This is a genomic window from Streptomyces sp. NPDC045021 (assembly GCF_056432645.1).
On record NZ_JBWKIQ010000014.1, the window covers coordinates 135728 to 156195 of the forward strand.

The 20468-nt window shown below is 68.4% G+C and carries 20 protein-coding genes and 1 pseudogene; 6 read left to right on the forward strand and 15 right to left on the reverse strand.

Annotation, left to right across the window (positions count from 1 at the left end; all coding sequences use genetic code 11):
* Positions 1–19: 19 nt before the first annotated feature.
* From AC07DC_RS33825 to AC07DC_RS33875, 11 genes are all read right to left on the reverse strand, one after another.
* Positions 20–256: a helix-turn-helix domain-containing protein gene (locus AC07DC_RS33825; protein WP_478918316.1), complete on the reverse strand. Its 237-nt coding sequence runs from the start codon at positions 254–256 to the stop codon at positions 20–22.
* 450 nt (positions 257–706) lie between these two features.
* The gene (locus AC07DC_RS33830; RefSeq protein WP_478918317.1) at positions 707–2182 is read right to left on the reverse strand and encodes an ATP-binding protein; all 1476 of its coding nucleotides are present in this window, start codon (positions 2180–2182) and stop codon (positions 707–709) included.
* A 1-nt stretch (position 2183) separates the two neighbouring features.
* Positions 2184–3017, reverse strand: coding sequence for a bifunctional DNA primase/polymerase (locus AC07DC_RS33835; RefSeq protein ID WP_478918318.1), 834 nt, complete (start codon positions 3015–3017; stop codon positions 2184–2186).
* Positions 3014–3715, reverse strand: a complete 702-nt coding sequence (locus AC07DC_RS33840; protein WP_478918319.1) for a DNA cytosine methyltransferase — start codon at positions 3713–3715, stop codon at positions 3014–3016. Before AC07DC_RS33840 ends, AC07DC_RS33835 begins: the two co-directional genes overlap by 4 nt.
* An 84-nt stretch (positions 3716–3799) precedes the next feature.
* A complete protein-coding gene (locus AC07DC_RS33845; protein WP_478918320.1) occupies positions 3800–4108 on the reverse strand; it encodes a hypothetical protein in 309 nt (102 codons plus the stop codon).
* A 258-nt stretch (positions 4109–4366) separates the two neighbouring features.
* On the reverse strand, positions 4367–6481 hold the full coding sequence (locus AC07DC_RS33850; RefSeq protein ID WP_478918321.1) for a hypothetical protein: 2115 nt from the start codon (positions 6479–6481) through the stop codon (positions 4367–4369).
* The gene (locus AC07DC_RS33855; RefSeq protein ID WP_478918322.1) at positions 6478–8028 is read right to left on the reverse strand and encodes a hypothetical protein; all 1551 of its coding nucleotides are present in this window, start codon (positions 8026–8028) and stop codon (positions 6478–6480) included. Before AC07DC_RS33855 ends, AC07DC_RS33850 begins: the two co-directional genes overlap by 4 nt.
* Positions 8029–8115: 87 nt before the next feature.
* A complete protein-coding gene (locus tag AC07DC_RS33860) occupies positions 8116–8496 on the reverse strand; it encodes an RRQRL motif-containing zinc-binding protein (RefSeq protein WP_478918323.1) in 381 nt (126 codons plus the stop codon).
* Positions 8493–9392 carry a hypothetical protein gene (locus AC07DC_RS33865; protein WP_478918324.1) on the reverse strand — a complete coding sequence of 300 codons (900 nt, stop codon included), beginning with the start codon at positions 9390–9392 and terminating at the stop codon, positions 8493–8495. The genes AC07DC_RS33860 and AC07DC_RS33865 overlap by 4 nt, the downstream gene beginning before the upstream one ends.
* The gene (locus AC07DC_RS33870; protein WP_478918325.1) at positions 9392–9685 is read right to left on the reverse strand and encodes a DUF6303 family protein; all 294 of its coding nucleotides are present in this window, start codon (positions 9683–9685) and stop codon (positions 9392–9394) included. The genes AC07DC_RS33865 and AC07DC_RS33870 overlap by 1 nt, the downstream gene beginning before the upstream one ends.
* Positions 9685–9948 (reverse strand): DUF6284 family protein, encoded by a 264-nt coding sequence (locus tag AC07DC_RS33875; RefSeq protein ID WP_478918326.1) that lies wholly within the window; start codon positions 9946–9948, stop codon positions 9685–9687. Before AC07DC_RS33875 ends, AC07DC_RS33870 begins: the two co-directional genes overlap by 1 nt.
* Before the next feature lie 519 nt (positions 9949–10467).
* Between AC07DC_RS33875 and AC07DC_RS33880 the strand changes: the two genes are divergently transcribed.
* The 4 genes from AC07DC_RS33880 to AC07DC_RS33895 all read left to right on the forward strand — a co-directional run bounded on the left by AC07DC_RS33880 (position 10468) and on the right by AC07DC_RS33895 (position 13644).
* Positions 10468–10851 (forward strand): GntR family transcriptional regulator, encoded by a 384-nt coding sequence (locus AC07DC_RS33880; protein ID WP_399656778.1) that lies wholly within the window; start codon positions 10468–10470, stop codon positions 10849–10851.
* Between the two features lie 187 nt (positions 10852–11038).
* A complete protein-coding gene (locus tag AC07DC_RS33885) occupies positions 11039–12457 on the forward strand; it encodes a helix-turn-helix domain-containing protein (protein ID WP_478918327.1) in 1419 nt (472 codons plus the stop codon).
* 45 nt (positions 12458–12502) lie between these two features.
* Positions 12503–13186: a RibD family protein gene (locus tag AC07DC_RS33890; RefSeq protein ID WP_478918328.1), complete on the forward strand. Its 684-nt coding sequence runs from the start codon at positions 12503–12505 to the stop codon at positions 13184–13186.
* The gene (locus AC07DC_RS33895; protein ID WP_478918329.1) at positions 13183–13644 is read left to right on the forward strand and encodes a cytidine/deoxycytidylate deaminase family protein; all 462 of its coding nucleotides are present in this window, start codon (positions 13183–13185) and stop codon (positions 13642–13644) included. Before AC07DC_RS33890 ends, AC07DC_RS33895 begins: the two co-directional genes overlap by 4 nt.
* Before the next feature lie 193 nt (positions 13645–13837).
* Here the strand turns inward: AC07DC_RS33895 and AC07DC_RS33900 are convergent, their stop codons facing one another.
* Positions 13838–14599, reverse strand: a complete 762-nt coding sequence (locus AC07DC_RS33900) for a hypothetical protein (protein WP_478918330.1) — start codon at positions 14597–14599, stop codon at positions 13838–13840.
* 969 nt (positions 14600–15568) lie between these two features.
* Here AC07DC_RS33900 and AC07DC_RS33905 point away from each other — a divergent pair.
* Positions 15569–15655, forward strand: a pseudogene (locus tag AC07DC_RS33905) (glutamine synthetase); the annotation flags it as partial.
* A 90-nt stretch (positions 15656–15745) separates the two neighbouring features.
* Here the strand turns inward: AC07DC_RS33905 and AC07DC_RS33910 are convergent.
* Entirely contained in the window at positions 15746–17125 is a 1380-nt protein-coding gene (locus AC07DC_RS33910) for an FAD-binding oxidoreductase (protein ID WP_478918331.1), read from the reverse strand.
* A 212-nt stretch (positions 17126–17337) separates the two neighbouring features.
* On the opposite strand from AC07DC_RS33910, the gene AC07DC_RS33915 reads away from it, so the two are divergent.
* Positions 17338–18480 carry a sulfite oxidase gene (locus AC07DC_RS33915; protein ID WP_478918332.1) on the forward strand — a complete coding sequence of 381 codons (1143 nt, stop codon included), beginning with the start codon at positions 17338–17340 and terminating at the stop codon, positions 18478–18480.
* A gap of 24 nt (positions 18481–18504) precedes the next feature.
* Here the strand turns inward: AC07DC_RS33915 and AC07DC_RS33920 are convergent, their stop codons facing one another.
* Both AC07DC_RS33920 and AC07DC_RS33925 read right to left on the reverse strand, forming a co-directional pair.
* Positions 18505–19527: a TolB family protein gene (locus tag AC07DC_RS33920; protein WP_478918333.1), complete on the reverse strand. Its 1023-nt coding sequence runs from the start codon at positions 19525–19527 to the stop codon at positions 18505–18507.
* Between the two features lie 20 nt (positions 19528–19547).
* Positions 19548–20432 (reverse strand): alkaline phosphatase family protein, encoded by an 885-nt coding sequence (locus AC07DC_RS33925; protein ID WP_478918386.1) that lies wholly within the window; start codon positions 20430–20432, stop codon positions 19548–19550.
* Positions 20433–20468: the final 36 nt, after the last annotated feature.

Consider the following 20468-nt stretch of genomic DNA (forward strand, 5'->3'; position numbering starts at 1 on the left):
CTGCGGTGGGGGAGAGGCGTTAGGAGGTCTCCCGCGCCTTGCGGTCAGCGACCCATGCGTGGACAGCGACGGGGTCGTAGCGCAGGTGTTTGCCAACCCGGAATCCGGGCGGCCCAACGCGCTTGCGGCGCCATTCGTAGACAGTCGCGATGCTCGGGAGCTTGAAGATTCGCTGGATGTCTTCGGGGGTGAGGTAGCAGTCCGGGAGCCCGGAGCGCAGGGCGGTACGCGGGTCACTCTTGGTGGGCGTTGCCATGGTTCGGTGTCTCCTCGGGCCGTTTGCGGAGCGGGGGCGGGGGCGTTGCGCCTGTCCGAGGTGGGGATTTCTGCGTCATTGCGTCATCGGCGTCATTCGCGCTTCTGACCTGCGGTTTTGTGTGACGTAGCGGTTGGGGTGTGCGTCATGGGTGCGTCATTGCATGACGCAGATGACGCAGGATGACGCAGGCGCTTCCGTCTGCGTCATGGCTGTCACCGCAGGTCAGGGCACGTGTTTCGGTCCGCATGACGCAGATGACGCAGGATCTTCCTTCTTAGGAAAAAAAGAAGGGGCTGTCTGTTGTGGTCCGGTGCGCCTTCGAGCGTGAGGAAGGAGCCGCTGCGCGGCGCGACCTCTGAACGGCGTTCCGCCGAACAGCAAGAGGAGCACCCCCCGGGGGGGGCTGGTGCTCTTCTTGCTTGTCCGGGTGAGCGCGTGAATCGCGGGTCAGAATGCCTGCTGCTGCTCGGGTGGGGGCGGGGCGGCGGGGCGGGTCATTTCGAGGTAGCGGCCTTCGCTGGTGCGGCCGGTGTCGATGACGACGCCGCGTGCGGCGAGCGTCGGTTGGAGGCGCTTGAGGCGGTCGGAGAGGACTTTGCCGGTGGTCGGCCACCCTTTGGGCAAGGGCCGGCAGTCGTCACCGCTGTGCAGGCGGCTGAGGCAGTGCAGCCACTGCGTGGACGTCATCCGCTGCTCCGCGCCCGGGTCGAGGGTCTCGGCGTGCTTGAGGACGGTCTGCGCGAGCAGGTCGCCCTCGATCACGTCGTCGTTCAGCTCGTCCAGGCTGGACAGGTAGGCGGTGAGCGCTCCGAGGCCGGCTGCAGCGTCGAGTTGCGCGCACAGGTGCGCGAAGTCCGCCATCCGCAGGTCGGTGGGGGTCTCCACGTCCATGGCGCGGACCTTGACGGTGAGGTCCAGGAGCGAGCCGAGGATGACCGGCAGCACTTCCGCGTACTCCGCCCACAGCTCTGCCTCGGTGCGCCGGATGCGGGGCCGCACCAGGCGCAGTGGCAGGAGGCGTTCGGCGAGGTCGGGGCGGATGACGCCAACGTCGATGCCGGTCAGCAGCAGGGGGCGACGGAAGCCGAGGCGGAAGACGTCCCCGTCACTGAACAGGGCGCGCTTGACGCTCTCGGCGCCGGTCACGATGCAGCACATGGCGTCGGACAGGTCCGGGGTCATGTGGGAGAGGTTGTCCAGGGCGGTGATCCATCCGGCCGCTACTGCTGTGATCAGGTCGCCTTCGTCCTTCGGGGCCCGGCGCAGGTCACCGCACATGCCCTCGATGATCCGCAGCAGCATTCGCCCGGCGGTGGACTTCCCGGCCCCCTGGGGGCCGGTGAGGAACGGGGCGGGGACGGGCGCGGACGGCCTGAGGCAGCCGATCAGCCAGGCGATGGCCAGGCATTCGGTCTCTGCGGTGGCGAAGTTGCACAGCCGCATGAGCAGGTCGATGCCTTTGCCGCCGGTGTCTTTGGTCGGCAGGGGCAGTTCTCCGGTGAGCTGGGTCCGCCGCCAGCACACCTCCCGGGGATCGGGGGTGAGGATGTCCCAACCGCTGGGGTGGATACGGACGGACTGCCCGTCATCACGGCCCAAGTCCAGCCACGTCGCCCCATCGAACCCCGGGGCCACTCGGATGTTCACCGCGTGCGTCTCCTCGTACAGCGCGAGCGCCTCGATCAGGTCCAAAGCCTCCTTGAGGGCGGTGCCGTTGAACACGCCGACCCCGTCCCGGTACATGCCGACGATCAGTTCCTGGCGGTGGCTGCCGGTCGTGCCCTGCGAGCGCATGGGACGGGCGACGGGGTGGCCGTTGCGCTGCGCGTACACGGTCCCTTCGGCGGTACGGAAGTACCGAAAGTGCGCCTGCGCGTAATCGGTGATGATCTCGCGGGCCGGAGTCTTCTCGTCCTCGGCCATGTCACATCCCCAACCGGTTAAGAGCGTTGCTCCACGCGTCGGTGCAATGCCGGGCCGATTCACCCTTGACCTGCGCGACGGTGAACAGCCGGGCGGTATGCGCGTCGGTGAGGCAGCCGCACCGGCCGTGCACGGACAGCACCGCGAGGAACGTCCGGTACACGGTCGCGTGCACCGCCTCCCGGGCCTCGGTGATGCGCTGCTCGGCCATGGCCAGGCCACGGGCGAGGTAGGCGGGCGTGCGGTGCGGGCAGTCGCCGTCGCTGGCCCGCGCAGGCACGGCGGTGACCGCCGGTCGTGCGGCGCAGGGTTCCTTCATGGCCAGCGCGAGAACGGCCGCCGGCAGGGGTGCCGGGGTGCCGGTGCCCCAGCCGAGCCAGCGGGCGTAGGCCATGGTCGATTTGATGTCCACGCCGGGCCGTACGGCGTTCGCGGATGGCATGGTCCCTTGGTAGATCCAGTGCTCGCCCCGGGTGGTGGCTACGACGCGGGTGGCGGGCAGGGCTTCGCGGGCCCATGCGATGGCCCGAGCGTTGTCCAGGTCCACGACCGTCAGCCCCGCCCCACCAGGGTGGTAGGCGAGCGTCTGAGCCTGCCGCCAGCATGCGGCCCATGGGGCGGAGGTGATGACGTCGGTGTCGGTGGTGGCGGCGGCCCAGGCGTGGCAGACCGCCGGGCACCGGCAGGGGCCCGGCGTCTTCATGTTGGGCCGTCCTCCGCAGGCGTTGCCGGCGCAGGTCTGGCAGTTCCCGAACGGCACCTTTCCGGCCCGTAGCGGAAGCACGGGCAGGCCGGCTGCGGCGAGGTCCCGTGCGGTGTTCAGCAGCTCGTTCATGCCGCCGCCTCCGCCGTGCTCGCAAGGAACGCGCCCGCGATCCAGCGCGTGTACGCGGGGGGCAGGGCTTCGCGCAGGTTGAAGTGGTCGGCGGACCAGTCGATCCCCTTCGCCTGCTGGATCTCCGGCACGGTGCCTTTGCCGCCGCCCTTGCCGTACGCGGCGATGTAGGGGCCGTCGTAGTACGCGCCGTGCCGCCAGCCGCGCACGCGTCCTCGGTGGGCGGGGTGGGTCGGCCGGGGGGTGCTCCACCCGCCGAGTTCGAAGTACCGGTGCATGAGCACGGCAAGCCCGAACTGTTCGCCGCACAGTCGCAGGTCTTTGCGGACCTCCGAGCCGGCGACGTTCTCCATCGCGTAGGGCCGCCCGGTGGCGTCGAGCGCGGTGCGGGTCGGGGCGATCAGCCGGGGGTGCTCGCGCCCCAGCAGCGCATTGCGGGCGGCGTTGCTGCCCTTGGTGGGGGCGCCCTCGCCCTGGCAGGGCGGGGAGGCGTGGATGAAGTCGTACTGCGCGCCGTGGGCCCGGATGTACTCGACGGCGTCGCCCTGGATGAAGGCGTCGCCGCAGTAGTCGGGCATGGGACGCAGGTCGATGCCGGTGACGTGGAAGCCGGCCTGCTGGTAGCCGCGCGTCGCGCCGCCGATACAGCAGAACGCGTCCAGAACGCGGGGGCGCCGGATGTTCGTAGGTTGGGTCATGCTGGATGTCTCCTGTTCTGTGATGAGAGCGGGTGAGCCGGGGCGACCGCGAATCTTTGGCGAGAGAGGCGGTCGCCCCGAGCGTCATTTGCGGGCGAGTCGGAGCGTGATGCCGCTTCCGATCCCGATGGGGCCGATCGCGCCGGCCACCAGTGCGGCGGTGTGGACGGCGAACTGGAACAGGGCCAGGGCGGCGGCGATGGTGCCCATGGCGCCGAGCGCTGCGGCCATCCCGACCGCGAGCGGCATCAGGTAGGTGCGGGCCGACCGGGGGGCGGGAACGGTGGTGTGGACGACGACGATCGGTCGCCCTTCGCGCTGTGCCTGGCGGTAGATCTCAGCGGGGATGTGCGGGGCGATGCCGGGTATCGGGGGCGGCGGACGATGGCGCATGGTGGTGCCTCCTGAGGCTTTGTGGTGCCGGGTGGAGACGTGCCGCGGGCCGGTCCCCCGGCGTGACGGGGACCGGCCCGCGATGCTCACCGCGGTCACGGTGAGTAGCTGTAGTGGGTAGTGCCTACTGGCTACTGCCTAGTGGCAAGTAGCCAGTAGAAACAGCCCGTGAGAGGCGAGAATGGGCAGTAGACGGGCTTCTACTGGCAAGGTGGGCAGTAGCCACTACCCAGTAGGCAGTAGCCGCCAGTGACCGCCTCAGGCGTGATCCGGATGGACGTAGACCGAGCGCGGCCCGTTCTCCCGGTAGATCAACTCACCGCGCTCCGCGGCTGCTTTGAGCGCGTCACGGACGGCCTGACGGCTACGGCGGACCAAGTCCGCGACAGCCGAAGGCTTCATGCCCATGGGCCCGGTGGACTCGATCGCGTCGATCGCTTCCGCCAACCACTCCGGCCCACCCGCAGATGCGCCGGCGTCCTCGGCCGGCTGGAGCGCGGACAGGTTCAGCCCCGGACGGGCGGGCGGCTGCTCCGTCCCCGGATCAGGGGTCGGTTCGGCGGTGGTGCCGAACTGCGCGTCGATCTCCCGCATGAACTGCGCCGCCAACGCGTCCGCTTCACCGTTGTCCGTGCCGCGCAGCGCCGACAGGTTCAACCCGCCCCCGGCCGTGGCCGGTCGTACCGGCGCTTCGGCGTCGACGCCTTCAGTGAGGTGGTCGCGCATCCATGCAGTTCGGGTGACATCCCACCGCCGGGCGTAGGCGGGGCCGGCGGCCCGGGCGGAGGTGTCGTCCAGGATCGGGTGGCGGTCGGAGGTGGCGGCGACGATGTCGCGGATCTGATTGGGCAGGATCCGCCAGTTCTTGAACAGCGCGACCGGTGATTCCGGGGTGCCCATGAACCCCGACCCCTTGTAGGGGGCCTGATCCACCCGCAGGCCACGGCTACCCGGGAACTGTTTGCCCAGGTCCATGCCCTCCGTCTCCCCACCCGTCAACGCCACCCGCACTTTCGCTTCCCGGCGGATCATGAGGTTGCCCAGCACGGATCCTGTGGCGCCGAGCGCGGTCAGGACGGTGCGTAGACCCATGGCGCGGGCGATGCGGATCACCTCCAGCATCTTCTCCGCCAAGGCCCGCATGGTCTTGTCGCTGCTGGCCAGGATCTCCGCACCTTCATCGATCACGATCATGATCTGAGGGATCTTCGCGCTGATCGGCAGCAGGTCTGTGTTCGCTTGCGACAACAGGTCCTGGTACGCCATCTTGCGATGCTTCGCGATCTTCACTGCGGCATCGAGCATGGTCAAGGCCTCGTTGTACGTCCCGGCCAGCCAGTCCACCCCGGGGCGCATTCCGTCGGTGGTCTGGCCCTGGGAGTCCAGGGCGGGGCGGACCCAGGGGAGGCCGGCGGATCCGGCGTTGAGGTCGATGACCCAGGTGAGGATGTCGGTGGCGCGGGCGAACCCGGCCAGGATCACGTGGACCATGTTGGTCTTGCCCGACCCGGTCGGCCCCACCACCAGCGCGCACTGTTCGCGCAGGTAGGCGCTGATCTGCTCCGCGTTCGTCCGGTAGCCCCAGGGGATGCCGGTGTAGATCGACAACGGGGCATAGTCGGTCGGGTAGGTCAGTTCCGCGGCCAGCACGTTGGCGGTGGTCACGTCGATCAACACCCGCCCCTGATGCACCCCGGGCAGCGCGGTGGCGGTGCAACCGTGCGGCAGGTTCGCATCCGCACTCAGCCGCGCCGACTCACCCGCGATCCGGTCATACGTCGTCCCGCCCGGCGGGAGTTCCGCGTCGATGGTGAACCCGGTTCCGGTGGGCCACATCTCGACCGCCAGAACTCGGAGCATGATCCCGCAGACCCGGTTGACGCGGTCCACCCACTCCGCGGCGATCGCCCGCCGCTCGGCGCTGAGTTCTGCGGCGACCTGGCGTGCTTCGACCGCGAGCGCTTCCTCTTCGCGGGCTTCCTCGTACAGGTTCGTTGACCGCGTGGCGGCTCCCATGCCGACACCGATGGTGGCGAGGGAGCCGATCGCGGCCCAGGTCAGGGGGCCGGTGGTCATGGCCCAGGTGGTCCATCCGGCGGCGATGAGCCAGGACGCGGAGCGGGCGGCGATGGTGCGGCCGGCGTTGCGCCACCGCACCCCCGCCACCGTGTGTCCTACCGCCCCGGCCACCCCGATCACCAGCGCCCACCCCGGCGGCATTCCGGTGGCCGCGCCGGTCGTGGCGACGGCAAACGCCCCAGTGGTGGCGGACAGGGCCCCGCTCACGGGGCCGTGGCCTGCTGTCCAGTCCAGCGGAATGCCCCCTGTTCCCTGCTGCTTCGTCATGCTCTTGCCGGTCGTGGTGGTGCTCATACGTTCCAGCCCTTCTCGGCCTCAGGCCCGTTGCGGGGGTCTTCGTGGCGGGCGATGTCCTGCTCGTGCGCGGTGCGGAACACCTGCGGCAGTTCCTCGGCCGCGGCAGCCGCAGCCATCAGGGCCTGGAAGATCTCGCCGAACCCGGCGGCGACCTCCTTCTCCAGCGGGAACTCGGTGTCGGAGCGCTCCGCGAGGATCCGCAGCGTGTTGGCCACCGCGGTCAGCGCCTCGGGGAGCTGATCGACCATGGCCAAGATCTCCATGCACCCGTCCGGCTCGTAGGAGGAGGCGGAGGACTCCATCTCGGAGGCGAACTGTTCGAAGTTGAACCCAGACACGTGCACTCCCTCAGGGACGATGTGCTGCGGCGTACTCGGAACGTGCTGGTCAGGGCGCTCCACCTGATCGCCGACCTCATTCGGGTCCTGCTGCGCTGCGCCCTCAGCCGCGGCTTCCTCGGCCTCCTGCTGCGCACGGATCTCCGCATCACGGGCGGCCTTGTCGCGCTGGGCGTTGGCGACGATGCGCCGGAACAGCCGGCGGCCCGGGTAGAGCAGCCACCGCCACCCGATCCTTCGACCCAACGGCGTGGACAACGCCCCCAGCACACCCAGCGGCGCGGCCAGCGCTGCGGCCAGGAGCCGGCGTCCTTGCATGCGGGCTGCGGAGCGGGCCATCGCGCGCCGCGCCCGCCGGCGTGCTGGAGCGCTACGGACCGCGGACCGTTGGGCGACAACTGTCTGTCCGGCGTTGTGGTCGCGGGCCGCGCGGGTCTTGGCCGCGAGCGCGGTCCGTGCCTGGCCTGCGCGTCCCAAGCCTTTGGCAAGGGTCTGAGCCGCCCGGCCCCTGCCCGCCGATTTCGCGGCGCGGTGGTCTGCCTTCGCGCCCCGGCGGTTGTCGGCGACCGCCCGGCGGGCGGCGGTGCTCTGCGCGCGCTGACTGGCACGGGTCGGCGACCCGCTGTTCTGCGCGGTGCGCAGCGCCTTGACCTGCGCTACCCGCCCCGTACCGGCAGACCGGCCAGACCCGTGCCCCGTAGTAGCGGCCCGGTTGGCCCGGTTGGTCTTGCGGTGCTTGGCCGCCGCGGTCCCGCCGGACCTCAGACCGGACGTTCCCGCACGGGACGTGCCGGACCGGCCACGGCCCTTGCCTGCGCCCGCCGCACCAGAACGGCCCTGCGCCGGCACCCGTCCAGCACTGCCGGTGCGAGTGCCTCGGCCGGTCGCTGCGGCCCGGGAGGTGATGCGCCTGCGGGCGGCGCGGTCCCGACGGTGGTTGCGGGTGGCTGCCACCGTGCCGACAACCACCGCCCCGGTCATAGCGAGCATCACGCCGAGCGGCCCGCCCGCCAACGCGGCGGCGGCGAACACGCCGACTGTGGTGTTCGCGCTGGTCACGGCCAACGGCACGGCCGGAACACCGCCCACGGTGTGCGCGACTGCGGGTGCGGTCGGGGCGGGTGTTGAAGCGGCGGTCGTGTCGGGGGGATTGGGGGGTGGGGCAGTCTGCGGGGTTGCTACCGGTTGTGTGCTGACCTCGGTCATGCTGAGAGCACTCCTTAGGGAGAAAGGGGGCCCGACCGGTGCTGTAGGAGGCTGTTGGTCGGGCCCCGCCACGGGGGAAGGTGCAGTTCAAGCGGTGCGCTGTTCGTCGGGGTACGCGCAGGGCACGCACATGCCGAGCGAGGCCGGGATGCAGTACCCGGCATCGGTGCGGCAGATCGGGCAGGTGCGCCGGGCGGCCATCGCTTTGGCCAGCGCCATGCGTTTGCCGGGGGTCATGGGCCGGACGGGCTTGGCGTCCGCGACCGCGTACAGGAACCCGACCAGAGGACTGCGCCGGTAGCGCGGTCGCATGATCTGCGCCCGCACCGGCTGCCCACCGGGGCGCAGGCCTTGGGCCCGTAACTGTCGGCGGGTCGCCATCCCCTCCGGCGCGAGCCGCCAGGGGTAGGTGGGTATGCCGTGCACCGCGCCGGTCGGGTCGTAGCACGCGCCGAACGAGGCGGTCATAGCGCGACGTCCGGGCCATCGTCCGAAAGCTCGTTGGGGACGGAGACCAGGTGCGGGCGCTGGGGGATTGCGTCGGCTTCTGCGTGCGGGTGGCGGGTGATGCCGTCGGCTTCCAGGCGCTTGTAGACCTTGTGGACGTAGGAGGTGGAACGGGTGGACATCACGGCCGCCGGGGCGAGGGGGATGCCGTCCTCCCAGCACGCCCGGATCACATCCAGCGCGTCCTCGGCCGACAGCTTCACCTCTTCCTCCACCGAGGTGGATGCCGGGGGGACGGTGAGCGCATGCACCTGCTGTGCACCACAGATGACCAGCAGCGATGCGGGAGCCACTACCAGGACCGGCTCAGCGACTGGAAGGGCGGCGGGCGGGGTGGAAAGGGTGGTGGACACGGGGTGGACGGGTGGGCTGTCCACTCGGTCCACCTCGGCGGTCAGGGTGCTGATTTTGGCGAGGATCGCGCGCCGGTAATGCGTGATTGCTTCGGCGAGAACGATCAGGAGAACCGGGGGAATGGAGTGCAGCACCAGCCCCGCCGGGTCGAGTTGCCGCGGGACGCCGAACGCGGTGCCGGCGGGCCACAGCGAGGCCCAGCAGTTCATGACCCAGGTGCCCAGGCCGGCGAACCACCGCAGCGCGGATGCCCACCCCGAGGGGTGCACCCCGTACTCCGACAGCCGCCCATCCACGATCAGGACCGCGCCCAATGCGACGGCCACCATCGGATCCAGCAACCAAGCGATCCACACGGACACGTGGTGCTGGATCGCGAACAAGGTCACGTTCGTCGCGGTGAAGGTCAACGCCACCACGGCGACCGTGACCAGCACCTTGGTCAGCCCGGCCTGAAGGCGGTTCAGGGAGTCGACCTGTGCGGAGGGCAGGGCGTTCAGCATCACCGTTCGCCATCCATCGTCTGCTGGATGCGGAGAGTGGCGTTCAGTACGACCGGCGATGTGGGGTCGTCGTCGGAGAGGCTGTACTCGCTCCACTTCCACTCAGCGTCCGGCAGCGCCCCGTATCCCAGAGCGGCCAGAACCTGCTGACGCTCGGTGAGCGTCGGTGCCGGTGCCGCGCGCTTCCAGTAATGCTCCGGCCACAGATCGACCGTCGTACCTGCGAGCGGCACGTACAGGTGCCAGTGGCCGCCGTTGTTGGACAACATTGCCGAGCGGGGTGTGGGTTCCATCAGGCCACCTCCGTCGAACCGGCCAGGCCCTGGTTCTCCAGCTCCCGGCGGGCGACTAGCACCCGCCGGCGGGCCCGGCGGATCCGCCGCTCATCGAACGGCGACGGCGCCCGATCCAGCACGGCAATCTGCGCATCGAGCAACTCGATGTCCGCCAGAATCGCCGGCATCTCTACGTCGATGGCCGCAAGGTCAGCAGCCGACGGCTCACGGTCGAAGTCAGCGGCGGTAACAGCCGCCTGAGCAGTGCCGATGTACCTCATGGGTCGTGGTTCCTTCCAGAAGAACGGCCCGAACAGCGGCCCCGGTGTTCCAGCACCGGGGCCGCACGCCGTAATTGGGTGAGTGGAGCGCCCCGGGCGGGATTCGATCCCGCGCCCTCACGGCTGGATACCGGGGCTGAACTGGTGATCTGCGTCATCGTTGCTGCTCTGACGCCAGCAGGGCGGCGCGTGCCGGGTGGCACCCCGCAAGGGGTGTTCTCCAGAGCCAGCACGCAGGAAAGTGGCCGCCAAGACGACATCACCCGGTCGCCACGGAGGCGGGGAATCGAACCCCGCCAATCAAGCTCACTGTTGAGTTCTCAAAGGTCAGACGCTTCCTTCGACCCCGTTTCACGGGAGGCCTCTGGGCGTTGCGGTCCTGCGGGTGCGCCAGTACAGACGACCTATGTAGGTAACATAGGTCACTTGCTTGAACGTCAAGCTACCTAGGTTGGTTTCTGTGTGTCAAGGCCTCTCGCCCCGAATGGGCAAATGACCTAGGTCAGGTACGCTCTAGGGATGGATGCGAAGCCTGAGAAGAAGCCCAACGCCAAGGAGATCGCTGCCTCGTTCCGCAACGACATCGCTGACGGGGTGTACGGCCCCGGTGCGCGGTTGCCGGGTGCCAAGGGCTACGCCGGAAAGCTCGGTGTAGCGCTCATGACTGTGCAGAACGCGTACGGACGGCTCGCGGAAGAAGGGCTGGTTGAGGGCCGGCAAGGGAGCGGCACCTACGTCGTCGATCCGGCGGCGGGGGAGCCCACTGCGCAGCAAGCGGCTTCGAGCATCCGCGAGCTTCAGGCTGAGCTGACGCACGTCACGTCCCAGCTCTCCGAACTGCGTAGCCGGGTGGAAGCCCTGGAAGGCGGCGGTTCCGTCAATCCGGCTGGACCCGCCGTCTGAGCCCGTCCGTTGAATCCCGGCTGTGTTCATATCGCCTCCTCTGCACTCAGTACGTGCGGTCTGTTGGTCTGCGTCGATAGGCTGGAAACTGCCTCTGCAACCTTTGTAACCGGGCTGCCTGACTGACCGACAGATGCTCAATGTGGCCACCCGCGGGCGGTCACATAAGCCTCATGGGGAGGACCGCGTGGGACAGCGTCCGAACGATCTGACACCGCACGCCAGCCCTCTGCACTACCTCGGTGCGGAGATGCGTTCGTGGCGGAATCAGCGCGGTCTGTCCCTGGGGAAACTGAGCAAGCTCATCCGGTTCAACACCAGCTACATGGCCCGTGTGGAGCGCGGCGGCCAGGGTGCGTCTGTCGAGCTGGTGAAGGCGTACGACCGGGAGCTCCAGGCCGGCGACTCGCTGAACCGGCTCCAGCGCTCGATTCTTGAGGGCGCCAGCCTGGACGCGCTGCTTCGTGGCCATGTGGCTAATCCGGGGACCCATGTGGCCAAAGAGCCTGTGGCCCTGGCCGCGCGAGCGGCCTTAGAGGCACCGTCGGAGGAGGGGATTTCCGTCCCCGTTCGTACCGACGACGGAAGGATCATCTTCGTGTCACTGTCTCGCCGCGCCATGATCGGGGCACTTGGAGCGGGAGCCGCGCTTGCTGCCACGTCTGACCTTCCGGCAGCCGCAAGCGTTCCCCGGCAGCCCAACCTCCTGTTGTCTGGCGCGGACCCGATCGAGCACCTTCGGGAGACCCGGCGGGTGCTCATCGACAACGACAACCTGTTCGGCCCACACCGTGTGATTCCGTTGGTGCAGCAGCAAATTGCCGCCATCAAGTCTCTGAGGGCCGATAGGCGAGGTATCGACCGTCGCCAGCTCATCCAATTGCAGACCCAATACTCGGAACTCTGCGGATGGCTCTACCAGGACGTCGGGGACTTCCGCGCCGCTCAACACTGGATGCATGAGGCGCTGGAGGCGTCGCATATGTCCGGCGACCCGGAATTGACGGTCTATGTGCTGGCCCGGCGCGGCCAGCTCGCAGGCGACATGCGGGACCCCATCGAAGCCGTCGACGTGGCCGAGGCTGCCGAGGACCTGGCCGCCCCTCGTAGCCGGCTCGCTGCCGTGGCCGCGACCTATGCCGCTCACGGGCACGCCTTGCGCAACGACGCAGCAGCTTGCCAACAGGCGTACGACCATGCGCGTGATCTGTTGGGGAGCATGGACAGTGACCCAGCTTCCCCCTGGGGGGTGTGGCTGGACGCTCCCTACATAGAGGTTCAGCGTGCCCACAGTCTCGCCATTCTCGGGGACCATCGCGCCGCGGCAGAGGGGTTCCGCAGCGCGATCGTCAGGCTTCCCCCCGGGTACCACCGTGACCGCGGGGTCTATCTGGCCCGAGAGGCTGCAGCTCATGCGGGGGCTGGAGAAGCGGAGCAAGCGGCCGCGGTAGGCGCTCAGGCCCTGAGTATCGGGATCGAGACCGGGTCCGCGCGAATCACTCAGGAGCTGGCCCGGCTCGATGGCGATCTCGACAAGTGGCGGGCGGTACCCGCCGTTGCAGACTTCAAGAGCGCGATGGACGACGCTCTGATCCACCAGACATGATCTCGGCGTCCAAGCGCCCGCAACGAACCCTCTAGGAGACCCGCTATGCCCCGCCCGTATGTGCTCCTGAGCGCCGCCACCTCAGTTGACGGCTACCTGGACGACTCCAGCGCCGAGCGATTGCTCCTCAGCAACAGCGCCGACTTCGACCGGGTGGACCAGGTGCGCGCGGAGTCGGATGCCATCCTCATTGGCGCCGGCACGATGCGCGCCGACAATCCACGCTTGCTGGTCAACAGCGCGGAACGGCGTGCCGCCCGGGTGTCCGCCGGCAAGCCTGAGTACCCGCTGAAAGTCACTGTGTCGGCGAGCGGCAACCTCGAAGCCGACCTGAAGTTCTGGCACCACGGCGGCGAGAAACTGGCCTACACGACAGACACAGGAGCGGAGAAGCTGCGCGAGCGCTTGGCAGGCCTGGCCGACGTCGTGTCTACCGGCGCTGACATCGACTTCGGCAGGCTTCTCGACGACCTAGGAGCCCGGGGAGTCGAGCGGCTGATGGTGGAAGGCGGCGGACAGATCCACACCGCGTTCCTCTCCCAGGGTCTCGCTGACGAAATTCACCTCGCCATTGCGCCCCTCGTAGTCGGTGACCCGCAGGCACCCCGGTTCCTTCAGGCTGCCAATTATCCGGGCGGGTCCACTCACCGGATGCATCTGGCGGAGGCCCGAACCATCGGTGACGTAGTGCTGCTCCGTTACCTTCCCAAGCAGGAGAGCAACGCGTGACAACGACCGACGATCGACACTGGATGACCGCGGCAATCGAACTGTCCCGCCTTTGTCCGCCGGCAGAGGGCGCCTATTCCGTGGGGGCCTTCATCGTCGACGAACACGGCGAGGAAATGGCGCGAGGGTACTCACGGGAGACCGACCCGCACGTACACGCCGAGGAGTCAGCGTTGGCAAAGCTCCCGTCCGATGACGCCCGGCTCGCGGGCGCCACGCTGTACAGCACCTTGGAGCCTTGCAGCCAACGGAAGTCGCGCCCTCGCACCTGCACGGAACTGGTTATCGCGTCCGGGATTCGCAGGGTCGTCATCGCGTGGAGGGAGCCGCCTCTTTTTGTCGGCGATTGTATCGGCGTGGAGACGCTGCGCGAAGCGGGTGTCTCGGTTATCGAACTTTCGGATATGGCAGCCCAAGCGCGTGCCGTGAACGCGCATCTTCCTGGCTTGACTAGCTAGGTGATCAAATCCTTGCTGCTCAACGCGATCGGCTCGTCCACCCACAGTGATGCCTGATGGCCCTGCCTCACCCCGGCCCTCGGGATCGTGTGCGACTTCTAGGAGCCGCCCGGCCGATCATGCGGCTCGTTAGGGTGCCGGTGTGTCGACACGGGCACCCTCGATGATCTGGCGGCGCTTGCGGACACGCTGCTTACATAAGTACTTCAGACAGGGAATTCGCAACCCCTTGCATTCCATTTATTTGCCATCGACAGTAGCTAAATTTCTTTCCTCCCGCCTCAGCTCGCTCTCGAAGTCGTTCTATAAGAATTTCTCGCGGCTCAAATCGACCAATGGCGAAAATCGCGTAGGAATATTCGGAATGCAAGAAGTTCTCCCCATAGCGCCGTAGTCGATTGTCTTCACCCACGACCTCTTGAGAATAGATGCAATAGAAAGCTACGGTTACATCTCCGCGAAGAAGAACAAAATGGGGCGAAGATAGAGATCTAGTATTTTGGGGGCGCACCTGATCCTCCCCATAAAAATTCTCCACCTCGCTTTTGAGCTGCGACACAAAAGCTCTGTGAGTTGCTGCGATCACACTCGGGTCTCGACGCGCGGCGGGGTCGTAGGCGGACATTACCTCTAGTGCAGATCGAGCCTCTTCGGGCGGAGCCGCTTCAATGGCGATTACGGCCTCATGCCGTCTTGCCTCTAGGTTGACCTCATTGTCACCGAATTTAGCCCGAGTGATCGGTGATCCAGTTATGGACATCACGACCAACACGGCGCCAATGGCGATAAGCGCTGTAGGGCCGGACTCGACCTCGCGGAAGAACACTGCCGTTCCGCCTCCGCCGATCATCGCAACACCGACCAGGGCGGCGCTAAATCGCTCCCATGACGAAAGCGGCCTAGACCGGCTCTCCTCGCGCGGTCCCTCCGGAGTGGTGGCTTCGTCCTCGCCCATGGCGTGAGCGTAGGTGCAGGAGGCTGCACGTGGGCGGTGTTCCATTAAACCTGCTGGCTTTGGGGTGGCCACGTCATGGAACCGGACAGCCCTCGCTCGGCCAGCCCACCGTCACCTCATCAAGGTCCACGTGGAGCATCTCAGTTGGGGCTCCGAGAACATGATCGGTGGCGGCCTCCTGTTCAGGGATCCTCAACCTGGCTTGGGTCGATTTGGGCATACCCGCCGCTCTTTTGCGGAAGCCAGAGTTGGGTTGTTGCGGGAGATGTCGAGGATGTAGAGGTTTCCTCAGCCTCCCGACTCTGTCGTTCCCGCCCCTCCCGATCGAGCCGCCGAGCTTCGCGTCGAGCGCCCAGTTCATCATCGATCTCTTCAATCGCCCGGCTAAGCGCATAGATCGCATGATTCAGCTCCGCGTCGTTAACGCGCTTCCCGGCCTGCCTCATTTTACTCCGCTCCTGCCCTTCGAGATCCCTTCTAATGTCAAGCAACTCGGAGAGGTCGTAGTCGCGGTATCGGCTATCGCTCAAAGAGAACACCTCATTCGAAGTGATCAATAGTCATATGTGCCGGCGGATGGCGGGGTAACGTGCACCGGGAGTGGCGGTTTCTACATTACCCTCCATGGCGTAACTCTGCGCACATAGTTGATGTGGCGTCGAAGGGGCCGCGGCCACAGCCAGCACCGGTAGAGGGTCGTCCCCTGGCCATGCATGATCTGACTGCAGGGGAATTTCAAGATTCGTGCAGTATCCGCGAGAACTTGGACAGAACACCCATCCCTGGAAACCGCCCTCCGACAGGATTTTCCGCCCGGGGGCTCAATGTGAGACAGGGTCACTGCGGGGCCGTCTGGGGGCCGTCCGAGGTCAACCAAGGACCACAAACAACAACCATTGACAACGGCTTTCAGGCCGCTCACCGCGGATTCCGTAGCTTTCTCCCGCGCCATGTAGGGCGGGGTGTCAGTTCCTGCGCAACAAGAAGCAGGAGTGGGAGGAGTACCGCTCCGAGGTGACGGCCTTCGAGCTCCGCAAGAACCTCCCGAACCTGTAGGCGCAGGTCGACGAGGGACTCCTCGCAGCGACGGCAACGGGCCGGCGGCATCATGCCGTCGGCCCGTTGCCGTTTCGCGGCTCGTGGTGGCTACGCGGCCGGCTCGATGTTCTGGTTGACGTGGAAGAGGTTGTGCGGGTCGTAGGTCCGTTTGACTGCCGCGAGCCGGTCGTAGTGGTCGCCGTAGGTGGCCCTGACCCGGTCCTGGCTCTCGCCCTCGCCGAGGAAGTTGACGTAGCCGCCTCCCATCGAGTGCGGGTGCAGGTCGTCCCAGTAGTTGACGGCCCACTCCTTGACGGCCCCGGCGTTGGCCGGGTCGGGGTCGATGCCGGCGATGACGCCGGACCACGTGGCGTCCCGGTAGGCCCACGCGGTGTCGCCCGGGGCGAGCTGGTGCGCGGCTCCGTCGACCGGGTAGAGGTGCATGGTCGACAGATCGGTGGGGAGGTTCTCGGCGTACTTGGCGTGCACGTCGATGGCGTCGTCCGTGATCCGGTCGAAGAAGTCCCCGCGCCAGTACCACTGCAGGCCCTTCGGGAGCAGCTCGTCGAACATGCTCTGCATCATGGGGTAGGGCATCGGGGTCGAGAAGTGGAAGGCCGGCGGGCCCGCGTCGTTCACCGGGGCCAGGGCCTGCTCCATGCTGTCCGGGTCTCCCGTCCAGCACCACACCACGCCGCACATCTTGTGGCCGTGGATCTCCTCGGGGAACGGGGGACCGGGCGGGACGGTGAGTGAGGCGAAGAAGCCGTTCAGGTCCTCGGGCGCCTGCGGCAGGAAGTCGCGGTACCAGCGCAGCACCTCGTGGACGTGGTCGACCGGCCAGAGGCTGATCGCGAGACCCACGGTGTGCACCGGATGCAGCCGGAAGCGGAACGAGGTGACGACGCCGAAGTTCCCGCCGCCGCCGCGCAGCGCCCAGAACAGGTCCGGGTGCTCGTTCTCGCTCGCGGTGACGAAGCTGCCGTCTGCGAGCACCACATCGGCGGCCACCAGGCTGTCCATCGTCAGACCGTACTTGCGGGTGAGGTGGCCGTGTCCGCCGCCCAGGGTGAGCCCTCCGACGCCGGTCGTCGACATGATGCCGGCGGGCACGGCCAGCTCGAACGCGTGGGTGGCGTGGTCGAGGTCGCCGAGCTGGCTTCCGCCGCCCACCCGGGCGGTCTTGGCCGCGGGGTCGACGCGCACCCAGCGCATGGGCGACAGGTCGACGGTGACGCCGTTGTCGACGAGACCGAGGCCGGGGCCGCTGTGCCCGCCGCCCCGGACCGCGAGGTCCAGGCCCTGGTCGCGGATGAAGTCGACCGCGGCCATCACATCGGCCGCGTCGGAGCACTGCACGATGGCAGCCGGGCTCTTGTCGATCATGGCGTTGTAGACCTTGCGGGCCTGCGGGTATTCCAGATCCTGTGGGCCGATGACCGGACCGCGCAACGCGGTCCGCATCGCTTCAAGAGTGCTGCCGTCCATGGCCATCTCCTCGGCGAGAATCGGACCGCCTCCCCACCCGGCCGTTCACCGGCCGGGTCGCCGGTGAGCGGTTGTGCGCCGACGCCCATGAACCGTCCGTCAGCCGTGGGGCATCGCGGCCCCCACAGCCGATACATCCAGGATCCCGCCGGTCGGGAAGGATCGCATGTCCGCCGGATGCCCGGCTCCGGCAGGAAGAGCACCATGGGGTCATGGACGGACGCATCGGCGACATCAGCCCGGCCGGACGCCTCGCGGAACCCACCGAGGGCATCAGCCAGGAGGAACTCGCCCTCGCCGCCCGCAACCACGGCCTCCCGCTGGAGGCACTGCGCTACGACGTGACCCCGCCGGGACTGCACTACGTACTGATCCATTACGACATTCCCGCCGCCCGGGAGGACGACTGGCGGCTCACCGTGGGAGGCAGGGTCCGGACGCCGCTGGCGCTGGACCTGGAGACCCTGCGGTCCTTCCCCGCCGTCACCCACCGCGTGACGATGGAGTGCGCGGGCAACGGCCGGGCCCGGCTCACCCCGCGGCCGGTGAGCCAGCCCTGGCTGGTCGAGGCGGTCGGAACGGCCGAGTGGACCGGGGTGCCGCTGCGGGTGCTGCTCGCCGAGGCCGGGGTGGAACCGGACGCCGTCGAGGCGGTTTTCGGCGGAGCCGACCACGGCGTGGAGCGCGGTGTCGAGCAGGAGTACCGGCGGAGTCTGCCGCTGGCGGTGGCTGCCGGCGCCGATCCGGACGTGCTGGTGGCGTACGGCATGAACGGCGGGCCGCTGCCGCCGCAGCACGGCCATCCGCTGCGGCTGGTGGTTCCCGGCTGGTACGGGATGGCGCACGTGAAGTGGCTTCGTGAGATCACGCTGACCGACACCCCGTTCACCGGATTCCAGCAGGCGGTGGCGTACCGCTACCGGCAGCAGGCCGACGATCCGGGCGAACCGGTCACCCGGATCGCCCCGCGGGCGTTGATGATTCCGCCGGGGTTCCCGGACTTCATGTCCAGGGTCCGCGTCGTACGCCCCGGCACGGTGCTGCTGGAGGGCCGGGCCTGGTCCGGGATGGCCCCGGTCACGAAGGCCGAGGTGAGTACGGACGGCGGGCGCACCTGGGCCGAGGCCGAGCTCGCCCCGCCGGACGGATCGGGCTGGGCCTGGCGGGGGTGGCGGGCGTCCTGGACGGCCGCGCCCGGCAGCCATGTGCTCAGCGCCCGGGCCACCGACGCGGAGGGCAACACCCAGCCCCTCGCCCAGCCGTGGAACCGCGGCGGCTTCGGCAACAACCTCGTCCAGCGGATCACCGTCCACTGCCTTCCGGACGATCCCCGGGACGACCTTCCGGACGACTGACGCGGGCCGTCGGCGTTCCCGCGTTCAGCCGATGTAGGCGGGCGCGAGGGCCGCCGGCGTCAGGGTGCGGGGGGTGCCGGTGCCGTCGGCGGGGACCGTGTAGAGGTCCGCGCCGAAGTCGCCCGGCAGCGAGTACGCGACGGTGCGGTCGTCCGTCCAGACGGCCTGGTCGTCGACGCTGCGGGTCTCGGCCAGCGGGGTCTCGCGCATGGTGGCGAGGTCGAGGGCGTAGAGCCGCCAGGGGGCGTCGGGGGACAGGCCCGGGACGCGCTTCTTGAAGACCAGGCGGGTGCCGTCGGGCGACAGCGACGGGCATTCGACGTTCGCGCGCAGCGTCGTCACGGTGCGGGCCGCGATGTCACCGTGCACGAGGTACGTGGAGCCGCCGGTGGCGAGCGTCGCGTAGAAGTGCCGGTCGTCGGCGAAGGTGACGCCCCAGAAGTTCACGTCGGTGGCGCGGTAGCGGTGGCCGTCCTTGAGGATCGTGTAGTCCTCCAGGCTGGCGTCGAGCGCGCCGGTCCTGAGGTCGAGGATCGAGGTGCGGGTGGAGAAGTTCGTGCCCGCGTAGGAGTCGCCGCCGACGAAGACCGTCCAGGCGGCGAGGTGGCCGCTGGGCGAGACCCGGGCGCGGGTCGGGATCCCGGTCAGCGGATAGCGGCGGGTCTCCTTGAGGTGGGCGTCGAGGACGACGGCGCGGTAGGTGTCCTGGACGGTGCCGTGCACGGACTGCAGGCAGATCCCGGTGCCTGCGGCGGCGTGGAAGCGCAGGCAGCGGACGCCCGAGGCGGTACGGGTCGCCCCGGGCGAGGCGGCGGGCACGGTGGCCAGCTCGTCACGGTGCGGGCCCCACGCCATGTTGCGGAAGACCATGAGACGCGGCCCGGCCGGGGCCAGCGACACCGCGCCCTGGACGACCGGCGGGCCGCCGGCCTGTTCGGTGTTCCTGCGGGCGGCCCGGTCCGAGGCGTGCCAGATCGCCGCGCCCGCCACGCAGGCGAGCACGGCGACCGCCGCGACGAGGATCAGCAGCCGGTTCCGGGTGGTCATGGCGCCGGCTCCACTCACGGTCAGCTGGTCCAGATGCCGGTGATGTCGGAGGCCGAGGCGGCGTTCCCCGCGTGCGAGGTGCCGTACATGTCCTCGATGGTGCGCAGCACGTTGTAGTGGTTGTACGTGGTCGACGAGGTGCTGCCCGGGATGACGCTCTGTCCGTACAGGACGGTGGGGATGCGGTTCCCGGCGAGCCGGTTGTCCTCGTCGAAGGTGACGATGAGCAGGCTGTTGTGGGTCTTGGCCCACGTGGCGTAAGCGCCCAGATTGTTCTTGATCCAGGTGTCACCGGTGCCGACGGAGCAGTCGTGCATGTCGCTGCACAGGTTCGGCACGACGAAGGAGACCTGCGGCAGCGTCGTGTAGTCCGACGGGAACTGCGCGAACGTCTTGGCGCTGGAGGTCGGCACGTTGCTGAAGCCGAACCAGGGGTTGTGCTTCTGCGCGTACTTGCCGCTGCTGCAGGTGGTCGAGCCCTGGCTGGGGAGCGTCTCGTTGTAGCTGCCCCACGTCTTGCCCGCCGCGATCAGCTCGGAGCCGAGGTTGGGCGCGGAGCTGAAGCCGGGGGTGATGCAGCTGTCGCCGGTGATGCCCTGGTTGCTGCCGGAGAAGATCTGGTAGTAGTTCGGCTGGCTCGGGTGCGTGACGCCGTACGAGGAGGTGAGGTTCGCGCCGCCGGTCTTCAGCGAGTTGATGTAGGGGGCGCTGGAGCTGCCGATCACCTGGTTGTACGCGTGGTTCTCCATCATCACGACGATCACGTGGTCAGGAGTGGGGACGGCGCCCGCGGCATGCGCGGTGGACGCGCCGCCGAGGCCGGCCCACAGGCCGACGGAGGCGCCGGCCAGTCCGAGGGCTGCGGCGAGGGCGGTGAGGGGACGACGCGGTACGGATATCGACAAGCCGGGCACGGCTTACCTCCGGTGGAGGGGGGTATG

Excerpts from the sequence above, each read along its gene's own strand:
- AC07DC_RS33825 (WP_478918316.1), bottom strand. The coding sequence starts at position 256 with ATGGCAACGCCCACCAAGAGTGACCCGCGTACCGCCCTGCGCTCCGGG.
- AC07DC_RS33830 (WP_478918317.1), bottom strand. The coding sequence starts at position 2,182 with ATGGCCGAGGACGAGAAGACTCCGGCCCGCGAGATCATCACCGATTAC.
- AC07DC_RS33835 (WP_478918318.1), bottom strand. The coding sequence starts at position 3,017 with ATGAACGAGCTGCTGAACACCGCACGGGACCTCGCCGCAGCCGGCCTG.
- AC07DC_RS33840 (WP_478918319.1), bottom strand. The coding sequence starts at position 3,715 with ATGACCCAACCTACGAACATCCGGCGCCCCCGCGTTCTGGACGCGTTC.
- AC07DC_RS33845 (WP_478918320.1), bottom strand. The coding sequence starts at position 4,108 with ATGCGCCATCGTCCGCCGCCCCCGATACCCGGCATCGCCCCGCACATC.
- AC07DC_RS33850 (WP_478918321.1), bottom strand. The coding sequence starts at position 6,481 with ATGAGCACCACCACGACCGGCAAGAGCATGACGAAGCAGCAGGGAACA.
- AC07DC_RS33855 (WP_478918322.1), bottom strand. The coding sequence starts at position 8,028 with ATGACCGAGGTCAGCACACAACCGGTAGCAACCCCGCAGACTGCCCCA.
- AC07DC_RS33860 (WP_478918323.1), bottom strand. The coding sequence starts at position 8,496 with ATGACCGCCTCGTTCGGCGCGTGCTACGACCCGACCGGCGCGGTGCAC.
- AC07DC_RS33865 (WP_478918324.1), bottom strand. The coding sequence starts at position 9,392 with ATGCTGAACGCCCTGCCCTCCGCACAGGTCGACTCCCTGAACCGCCTT.
- AC07DC_RS33870 (WP_478918325.1), bottom strand. The coding sequence starts at position 9,685 with ATGGAACCCACACCCCGCTCGGCAATGTTGTCCAACAACGGCGGCCAC.
- AC07DC_RS33875 (WP_478918326.1), bottom strand. The coding sequence starts at position 9,948 with ATGAGGTACATCGGCACTGCTCAGGCGGCTGTTACCGCCGCTGACTTC.
- AC07DC_RS33880 (WP_399656778.1), top strand. The coding sequence starts at position 10,468 with ATGGATGCGAAGCCTGAGAAGAAGCCCAACGCCAAGGAGATCGCTGCC.
- AC07DC_RS33890 (WP_478918328.1), top strand. The coding sequence starts at position 12,503 with ATGCCCCGCCCGTATGTGCTCCTGAGCGCCGCCACCTCAGTTGACGGC.
- AC07DC_RS33900 (WP_478918330.1), bottom strand. The coding sequence starts at position 14,599 with ATGGGCGAGGACGAAGCCACCACTCCGGAGGGACCGCGCGAGGAGAGC.
- AC07DC_RS33910 (WP_478918331.1), bottom strand. The coding sequence starts at position 17,125 with ATGGACGGCAGCACTCTTGAAGCGATGCGGACCGCGTTGCGCGGTCCG.
- AC07DC_RS33915 (WP_478918332.1), top strand. The coding sequence starts at position 17,338 with ATGGACGGACGCATCGGCGACATCAGCCCGGCCGGACGCCTCGCGGAA.
- AC07DC_RS33920 (WP_478918333.1), bottom strand. The coding sequence starts at position 19,527 with ATGACCACCCGGAACCGGCTGCTGATCCTCGTCGCGGCGGTCGCCGTG.